The following is a 9,240-nucleotide window of genomic DNA, read 5'->3' as shown; positions in this document are numbered from 1 at the left end:
ATGTCATCCGGCCCGAGATAAGCAATGTGCCGGTCGAAAGGATCGGTGGCCCCCAACGAACCGGGGGTGAATTTTGTTGAAGCGGGACTGCCGTCGGCGTGTGCCAACAGCACTGCAGTGGGTTCGAGCATGAAGGTGTTTCTCCAGGAAAATGCATTGGATGTAACGCTGGTTTGTCAGCCGATGGCCTGAGTCACCAGCGCAAACTGGCGCACTGCGCCGATAGCCTGCGGTGGGGTGCCACGAGCCATTTGCGCAACGGTGTCGACCTGCTTCAGCCCGGCTTCTTCCAGCCAAGGGGCCAGTCCGCTATCGGACGGTATATCCATGCGCACGAATGCGTCCGGAACTCGGGCCAACAACACCGCGATCAAGTGCTTGGCCTGCTCTGGACTTTCCGCGATGACCGGGCCGATGCAGCGACCACGGCCGAATGGGCGCAGCATGGCGAAGGCGCGTAGCTGACCCTCGCGCTCGATACCGACCGAGTGTTCAACTACATCGAACAGATCATTGAGCACGACTTCTCGGTCCAGGCCGCTTCCGGCGTTGGCCAGTTCGATTTGGACGGCCCGATCGGCTTCGGTCAGCGGGCGGCAGCGCTCTCCGGCTGCCAGATCATTCGGTGTAGGAGCCCGCACGTGCCCCTGATGTTGTTGAATATGTCCAAAGTCAATGAATCCCTGACTGGCATAAAGTGGGGCACCGGCCAGCGTCGCATTGAGTATGGCGGTACTTGATCCGCAAGCCTCAAGTGCCAGTTCCATCAGCTTGCGACCTATACCCTGGCCCTGGTACTCATCACTGACGATCACCAGGCCGATAGTGGCGTAATGTCCCTGCGCACAGGTGAACGCGGTACCTATCAGGCGACCTCCATCTTCTACGACAAAACCCTGCGCGATGCGCTGCAACATGGCCCATTCCTCCAGGCGGTGGGGCCATTTCAGCTGTACGGACAAGGCGTGGGCCAACGGCACATCGGCCGGGGTCATGGGGCGATAGCTATACGTAGGGCGTTGCGAGTTGGACATGACAGATCTCCGTATACAGGGAGCGTGACCGGTCGGATTTCTCCGTGGAAAGTATTGGTATCTCACCTGCTGCGAGGCCTGACAAGAGGCCTCCATTGATTCGGCAGATTCTTTAAGCGACAGCTTTGTAGGCCACATTTACTGCTCAAATGAGAAGCAGGATCGGCAGCAAATACTGGATCGACTTACAGGATGCAGACCAAAGCAAAAGGCACTTCTGATGGGGAAATTGCTTAAAAAAGGCGCCCGGATGGGCGCCTCAAGGCTAAGGGCGCGTGGAGCAGACCTTCAATAAAACCGGCCGGTCCACAGGTAAAACCGGCCAGGACCAAACGTTACAGAATGCTCAGCGGATACTCGATGATCAGGCGGACCTCGTCGATATCGCTCTCGAACGAGGTCGCGCGGTGTGTAGCCTGGCGCAGGCGGAAGGACAGGTCCTTGGCGGCCCCTCCCTGGACCACGTATTTTGCTTCCAGGTCACGCTCCCACTCCTTCTGGTCGTCACCCACCTTGTTGGCATAGGCACCTTTCGGATCGGCTTTGGTGCCATCGATTTGATCACCTTTGACATAGCGGGCCATAAAGCTCAGCCCCGGTATGCCGAATGGAGCCATGTTCAGGTCATAACGAGCCTGGATGGAGCGCTCGTTGGGAGCGTTGAAGTCGGAATACTGAATCGAGTTGGCCAACCAGATCGAGTCCACACCGATGTAGTCGAAATACTCGTCGCCATCGATCTTCTGATAAGCCAGGGTGAGCTTGTGGGCACCGAAGGAATAGGCTGCCTTCGCCGACCAGCTCGTGGTGTCCAGTTTGCCGGCACGCGCTTCGCCTTGGTCCTGGGTCTTATAGGCTATCAAGCCAAAATTCAGCGACTGCTGGTCAGCCAGAGGAATCGTATAGGAGGCACTGCCGAAGTGCTGACGCCAGACATTCTCGGCCTCGCTGGTGTACGCCTTCAGGCTGAGGTTTTCGTTGATTTTATAGGTGCCGCCGATGAAGTCGACGCTGTCAGCTTCGGTCCCTCCGTATGTAGTGAGCAGCTTGTCATTGGAGTTGGTCGAATTGCGATTGTTGAATGCGGTGAAGTGGCCACCCTCGAAGGATAAGGCATCGAATTCGTTGCTCGACAGTTGGAAGCCGGTAGCTGTTTCCGGCAGCAAGCGGTTGTCACCGGGGGCGAATACCGGTGCGGTCGGGCGTTGTTCGCCGTACTTCAGCACGGTGGAGGAAATGCGCATCTTCACTGCACCGCCGATCTCGCCATAGCTATCTGGCACGTCGGCTTCGGCGGTGCGATTGTTGCTGATGGGCAGCAGGCCGTTGCCGACCCGGCCACGGCCAGTGTCCAGCTTGACCCCACCGTACGCGTAGGCATCGGTGCCGAAACCGATGGTGCCCTGGGTGAAACCGGAGGCGAAGTTGAGCATGGCCCCTTGTGCCCACTCCTCGCGATAGCCATTGCGCTCGCTGGCCGGCTTGGAGCCGTTAGTACCTTGGCTATTGCTGCCGCCATTACGGAAGTCGCGATTCATATAGAAATTACGATTGAGCAACCCGAGGCTGCTGTCTTCAATGAAGCCATTGGCTTCCTGTTGCTGACCCGCTATTGCCAGTTGCGTGGTGGCAGCAATGACAGCCAAGGAGAGAGAGCTTAGTTTTGCGATATTCATCGCTTACCCCATTTGATCTTATTAGTGTTGGTTATCTGCGCGGCAGGCGATGCTCTTGCGGCAGCTCAGGTAAACCACTGCGAAGTAAACCCGGGAGAGTCTTGTCGATCAGCGCCTTGCAGTGGACTTGACCTGCAGCCGGGCTCCGCACAGCGGTGGCTGTATCGCAGTTACGGCGAGGCCTGACAATGGGCTGCAGTCAATTCGGTAGATTGCAAAAGTTATGGCTTGACGGGCCGCAATTACTACTCAATCGGGGGAGGAGATCAGCAGCAAATGTCGGCTGATTCTTGGGGGAGGTATGCGCAGAAACAGCAAAATGGGATGAACATCAGATCTGTTTTGTATAACGCCAGATTTGCCTCTGCGAAGTAAAAATCTGGCGCCGGTTGGTTGTTACTGGTGAGTTGAAAACCGGAGGTCAATAACTTCTCTTGCGGTCAACCTGACCAAGCATTGACTCACCGCGTTGATGCCGGCGGATATTCTCCAGCAACACGCTAAACGCACTTTCCGGTTGGGTCATCGCAGCGATATGCGGTGTCAGCAATATCTGCGGATGGTGCCAGAAGGGATGGTCCGGCGCCGCCGGCTCCTGTTCCAGTACGTCGAGCACCGCCGCGCTGAGCTGGCCGCTGGCCAAAGCCTCAAGCAGATCCTCTTCTATCAGGTGCCCACCCCGGCCCATGTTGACCAAGGCAGCACCTTTGGGAAGGTGCTGGAACAACTGTCGGTTGAGAATCCCTTTAGTCTCCTCAGTCAATGGCAAGACACAAACCACGATGTCGCAACGGCCGAGGAAGGTGGGAAGTTGCTCGGCACCGGCAAAGCAGTCCACCCCGGCAATGCGATGCTCACTGCGTGCCCAGCCTGATAAGGCGAATCCAAAGGTCTGCAAGGTGGCTAGAATCTGTTGCGCCTGCGTGCCGAGCCCCATGACACCTACCCGACGTTTGGCTGCAGGTTGCAGCAGGTGAGCCTGCCAGCACCGAGCCATTTGTTGCTGGCGATAACGGAGCATATCCCGGTGCAGGCTGAGCACCGCAAAACTGGCGTACTCGCACATGCCCCGAGTGATGCTCGGGTCGAGTAAACGTACCACCGGCAGGGTCGTTGGCAGGCGGTCAAGGTCAAGTTGGTCGACCCCGGCCGACAAGGCGAACAGTACCTGCAGGTTTGGCAACAATGTTTCGAGATCGTCCGGCGCCTGCCAGGCTGCCAGGTAGCGAATATCCTTCGGATCGCCGATGTCCGGCCAGGCACGCCATTCGATATCCGGAGCGTGCTCAGCGAATAGGCGCTGCCATTGTTCGCCGCGCACCGGGTCAGCTTTATAGAGCAGGGCCATGGGTAACTTCTCGCTTTAGATTGGGAGTATCCAGCATGCCCGAGTGGCAGAGCAGGATATGTCGAAAGAATCTGCGTAAACGCATAACGTTGCGTTGTATGGGGTGCGCGTCGGCAGATTCCATGGGAGCTGGCTACAGCTGAAGGATTCTGCTGTTTACCGGGGTGAAAACAGTCGATCCGAATTTCTCAGAGGCCAAGTTCGGCTTAGACAATTGCGTCGAAAGCTTAACCTTTGGAACACATCGCAGCCGTTTCCCGGTTGCCAGGTTCACTATGGGAGATGCCATGAACAGTAAAGTCGAAGAAACCCCGAGTTTGCTCCGTCAGCGCGATCAATTCGTGCCACGGGGTTTGGTCACGGCACACCCCCTGGTCATCGACCGGGCCCAGGGTTCTGAAGTGTGGGACGTGGACGGGACGCGCTACCTGGACTTCGTCGGCGGCATTGGCGTTTTGAACATCGGTCACAATCACCCGAAGGTGGTCGCGGCAGTGCAGACCCAATTGCAAAAGATCAGCCATGCTTGCTTCCAGGTGGTGGCCTACAAACCCTATATCGACCTGGTACAGCGCTTGTGCGAGTTGGTGGGGGGCCAAGAAGCCTACAAGGCGGCGCTGTTTACGTCTGGTGCAGAGGCTGTGGAGAACGCGGTGAAGATCGCCCGCGCACATACCAATCGCCCAGCCGTTATCTCCTTTCGTGGCGGTTTCCATGGGCGTACTTTACTGGGTACGACCCTGACTGGCATGAGCCAACCCTACAAGCAAAATTTCGGGCCCTTCGCTCCAGAAGTCTTCCATACCCCATACCCTAACGCCTATCGCGGTTTCAGCAGCGAGATGGCTTTGCAAGCTCTTAACGAATTGCTGGCGACCCAAGTCGCTCCGGATCGAGTAGCTGCGATCATCATCGAGCCAGTGCAGGGCGATGGAGGCTTCCTTAGCGCGCCGCCGGAGTTTCTCCAGGCGCTGCGGGCTCTGACCGAACAACATGGCATCGTGCTCATTCTGGATGAAATTCAGACCGGTTTCGGCCGTACCGGCAAATGGTTCGGTTTTCAGCACGCCGGGATTCAGCCGGATCTGGTCACTGTCGCCAAGAGCCTCGCCGGTGGTTTGCCCATATCGGGCGTGGTGGGTCGTGCGCACATCATGGACGCGCCATTACCCGGTGGTCTCGGCGGTACCTACGGCGGTAACGCCCTGGCTTGCGCGGCGGCGTTGGCGGTGATCGAAACTTACGAACAGGATCAGTTGCTCGAGCGTGGTGAGGTATTGGGCGAGCGGCTGCGTCAGGGCCTGCTGCGCTTGCAGGCACGTTACCCTCGTATTGGTGACGTGCGCGGCACCGGCTTCATGCTGGCAATCGAATTGATCAAAGACGATGAGGCCCGCAGCCCCGATGCAGAGCTCACCCAACAACTGATCGATCAGGCCAGGGTTGGTGGGCTGTTGGTGATCAAATGCGGGGTTTACCGAAATGTGCTGCGCTTCCTTGCTCCTCTGGTAACCGAAGAAAGTCAGATCGACGAAGCGCTGACAATTCTTGAAGCGGCATTGTTGCGAGTGTTGGATTAATCTCAGGTCTCGGTTGGCGCAATGTAGCAATGCGCCGACCGAGGGCATTTAGCGCACATGGATTGATGAATGCATCATGGGAGGCTACACACCATGTACCTGACTGATTATCGTGCACTGTTGATCGATTGCGACGAAGTCCTGGTCGATCGGGATTCCGGTATCTGGACGGCCCTGCAACCTTTGCTCGAAAACCATCCGGGCATGCCAGGCAGGGAAGAGGTATTGGCTGAGTTTGACGAGGCGGTGCGCACGCTCTATCCACGTTTTTCCGAGCTGGGCTTCAGTGGCTTATTGTGCTTTGCCCATCGTCAGCTGGCAGAGCGTTTTGGGCTCAAGGCCAGTTGGGAAGAGGGCATGAGTTTCGCCCGTTCGGCGTGCAACTGGTCGTTGTTCGAGGACGCGCCCGGTGCCATGTTGTATCTGCGCAAATTCTATCGGCTGCTGGTGTACTGCGATCGAGATGCCGAGGATCGCGAACAGCTCTGCGAGCGTTTGGGGATTGTGCCCGAAGACCTGCATTCCCGAGCCAGTAATCCATTGGAGGACAGCGAGTGGTTGCTGGCCAACAACCTGGAGCCCAAAAATATTCTGCAGATTTCCAGACCTCCTGCGCAGCCGCCAAAATTGGCTGGTTTGTGCCTGATCCGCCGTGGTCATGAGAATTATACCCAGGAATATTCCGCAGATTTTCACATCACAAGCATGGCCGACCTGGTCGCTCAGCATCAGCTATCTTTGCGACGTTGAGTTTGCTAAAACCACTGTCTATCTGAACGGCAATCAAGAGGTACACGATGGAAGGTTTAATTAAACTAGACCGAATTGATATCAGTATCCTGGTTGAGCTTCAAAAAGACGGTCGAATGACCAACGTCAGTCTGGCCGATGCGGTGGGTCTGTCATCCAGTCCATGCTTGCAGCGGGTAAAGCGACTTGAATCGGCCGGCTATATTTCCGGGTATAGAGCTCATCTAAACCTTGCCAAGATCACCGACTCGGTCACGGTATTTACTGAAATCACGCTCAGCGACCATAAACGGGAGGACTTCGCCAAGTTCGAGTCCAATATTCGTTTGGTCGATGAGGTACTGGAGTGCCATTTAGTCAGCGGCGGTTACGATTACCTGGTGCGCTTCATGACCTGCAGTATTCAGCATTATCAGGAAGTGATCGAAGGGCTGCTGGACAAGAATATCGGTATATCCAAGTACTTCAGTTACATCGTCATTAAATCCCCAGTACTTAAAGATGGGGTCCCGCTACGTAGGCTATTGCGTCACTGATGCCACCCAGAGCAATGGGATCAGACGAAGTAAGAAACAGAACGAAGTCCAAATCCATATTGCTCAGCCGTTTCCGGATATGACTTGTCGTTAAAAGAGCACAACACCATCACGGGCTGGCTTGAGATGTCGGCTGTAGCGCTTGCGAGCCGAGCACGATTAATCAGTGCCAAACATTTAACAAAAACAACTATTCACCGAGGTAAGAAAGATGAGTGCGGCTTCCCTGTATCCCGTTCGTCCCGAGGTTCTGGCTAACACGCTGACCGACGAGGCGACCTACAAGGCCATGTACCAGCAGTCGGTCGTCAACCCGGACGGCTTCTGGCGCGAGCAAGCCAAGCGCCTCGACTGGATCAAGCCTTTCACCACGGTGAAGCAGACTTCCTTCGACGATCACCATGTCGACATCAAGTGGTTTGCCGACGGCACCCTGAACGTGTCCTACAACTGCCTCGACCGCCATCTGGCCGAGCGCGGCGATCAGGTCGCGATCATCTGGGAAGGCGATGACCCTGCCGAAAGCCGCCACATCACTTACCGCGAACTGCACGAGCAAGTCTGCAAGTTCGCCAACGCCCTGCGTGGCCAGGATGTGCACCGCGGCGACGTGGTGACTATCTATATGCCGATGATCCCCGAAGCCGTGGTCGCCATGCTGGCCTGTACCCGGATCGGCGCGATTCACTCGGTGGTGTTCGGCGGTTTCTCGCCGGAAGCCCTGGCCGGTCGCATCATCGACTGCAAATCCAAAGTGGTGATCACCGCCGACGAAGGCATTCGTGCCGGCAAGAGGATCCCGCTCAAGGCCAACGTCGACGACGCGCTGACCAACCCGGAAACCAGCAGCATCCAGAAAGTCATCGTGTGCCAGCGCACCGGTGGCGATATCAAGTGGAACCCGCATCGCGACATCTGGTACGAAGACCTGATGAAAGTGGCCGGCACCGTGTGCGCGCCGAAAGAGATGGGTGCCGAAGAGGCGCTGTTCATCCTTTACACCTCCGGCTCCACCGGCAAACCGAAGGGTGTGCAGCACACCACCGGCGGTTACCTGTTGTACGCGGCCATGACCCACGAGCGCGTGTTCGACTACCGCCCGGGTGAAATCTACTGGTGCACCGCCGACGTCGGCTGGGTCACCGGCCACAGTTATATCGTCTACGGCCCGCTGGCCAACGGTGCGACCACGCTGCTGTTCGAAGGCGTGCCGAACTACCCGGACATCACCCGGGTGTCGAAGATCGTCGACAAGCACAAGGTCAACATCCTCTACACCGCACCGACGGCGATCCGCGCCATGATGGCCTCGGGCACCGCCGCCGTTGAAGGTGCTGACGGCAGCAGCCTGCGCCTGTTGGGTTCGGTGGGTGAGCCGATCAACCCGGAAGCCTGGGACTGGTACTACAAGAATGTCGGCAATTCCCGCTGCCCGATCGTCGACACCTGGTGGCAGACCGAGACCGGCGGCAACATGATGAGCCCGCTGCCGGGTGCTCACGCGCTCAAGCCAGGCTCTGCGGCGCGTCCGTTCTTCGGCGTGGTGCCGGCACTGGTGGACAACCTGGGCAACATCGTCGAAGGCGAGGCCGAGGGCAACCTGGTGATTCTCGATTCGTGGCCAGGCCAGGCGCGTACGCTGTTTGGCGATCATGACCGCTTCGTCGACACTTACTTCAAGACCTTCCGTGGCATGTACTTCACCGGTGACGGTGCCCGTCGCGATGCCGATGGTTACTACTGGATCACCGGTCGCGTGGACGACGTGCTCAACGTGTCCGGCCACCGCATGGGCACCGCCGAGATCGAAAGCGCAATGGTCGCTCACCCGAAAGTCGCCGAAGCCGCGGTGGTCGGTGTGCCGCACGACATCAAGGGGCAGGGCATTTATGTCTACGTCACTATCAACAGCGGTGAAGAGCCGAACGAGCAACTGCGCCTGGAACTGAAAAACTGGGTGCGCAAAGAGATCGGTCCGATCGCTTCGCCGGATGTCATTCAGTGGGCACCGGGGCTGCCGAAGACTCGCTCGGGCAAGATCATGCGGCGGATTCTGCGCAAGATTGCGACGGCCGAATACGATGGGTTGGGGGATATTTCCACCCTGGCCGATCCAGGTGTGGTGCAGTATCTGATCGACACCCACAAAACCATGAACGCTTCATAAACTACAAAAAAACCATGTCGAGGATGAAGCTTCGCCCGGTCATTTACCGGGAGGAGCTTCTTTGTCCTGTGGATTCAACCGATCGATGCAACACACTAGATTCTGTGTAGACAGGAGGAGTGTTGCAGACGAAGCAGCGACCTCGGATC

Annotated in this window: 7 protein-coding genes; 4 read left to right on the top strand and 3 right to left on the bottom strand. The window is 57.3% G+C overall.

All coding sequences use genetic code 11. The features are described 5' to 3' along the window. Positions 1-176 precede the first annotated feature (176 nt). From AC1DVH_RS04465 to AC1DVH_RS04455, 3 genes are all read right to left on the bottom strand, one after another. Complete coding sequence (locus AC1DVH_RS04465) at positions 177-1,034, bottom strand: GNAT family N-acetyltransferase (RefSeq protein ID WP_477752797.1); 858 nt, start codon at positions 1,032-1,034, stop codon at positions 177-179. 335 nt (positions 1,035-1,369) lie between these two features. After that, positions 1,370-2,710, bottom strand: a complete 1,341-nt coding sequence (locus AC1DVH_RS04460; protein ID WP_477752796.1) for an OprD family porin — start codon at positions 2,708-2,710, stop codon at positions 1,370-1,372. A gap of 421 nt (positions 2,711-3,131) precedes the next feature. Continuing rightward, a complete protein-coding gene (locus tag AC1DVH_RS04455) occupies positions 3,132-4,058 on the bottom strand; it encodes a 2-hydroxyacid dehydrogenase (RefSeq protein WP_477752795.1) in 927 nt (308 codons plus the stop codon). Between the two features lie 287 nt (positions 4,059-4,345). On the opposite strand from AC1DVH_RS04455, the gene gabT reads away from it, so the two are divergent. The 4 genes from gabT (at position 4,346) to acs (ending at position 9,091) form a co-directional block, all read left to right on the top strand. Continuing rightward, a complete protein-coding gene (gene gabT, locus AC1DVH_RS04450) occupies positions 4,346-5,638 on the top strand; it encodes a 4-aminobutyrate--2-oxoglutarate transaminase (RefSeq protein WP_477752794.1) in 1,293 nt (430 codons plus the stop codon). A 93-nt stretch (positions 5,639-5,731) separates the two neighbouring features. After that, complete coding sequence (locus tag AC1DVH_RS04445) at positions 5,732-6,388, top strand: HAD family hydrolase (protein WP_477752793.1); 657 nt, start codon at positions 5,732-5,734, stop codon at positions 6,386-6,388. Between the two features lie 47 nt (positions 6,389-6,435). Then, positions 6,436-6,924: an Lrp/AsnC family transcriptional regulator gene (locus tag AC1DVH_RS04440; protein ID WP_008017091.1), complete on the top strand. Its 489-nt coding sequence runs from the start codon at positions 6,436-6,438 to the stop codon at positions 6,922-6,924. Positions 6,925-7,135: 211 nt separating this feature from the next. After that, positions 7,136-9,091: an acetate--CoA ligase gene (gene acs / locus AC1DVH_RS04435; protein WP_477752792.1), complete on the top strand. Its 1,956-nt coding sequence runs from the start codon at positions 7,136-7,138 to the stop codon at positions 9,089-9,091. Positions 9,092-9,240: the final 149 nt, after the last annotated feature.

The organism is Pseudomonas sp. P4_C3, assembly GCF_056402075.1.
Note: the sequence above shows the minus strand (reverse complement) of the source record. Positions and strands in the feature narration are given on the sequence as shown.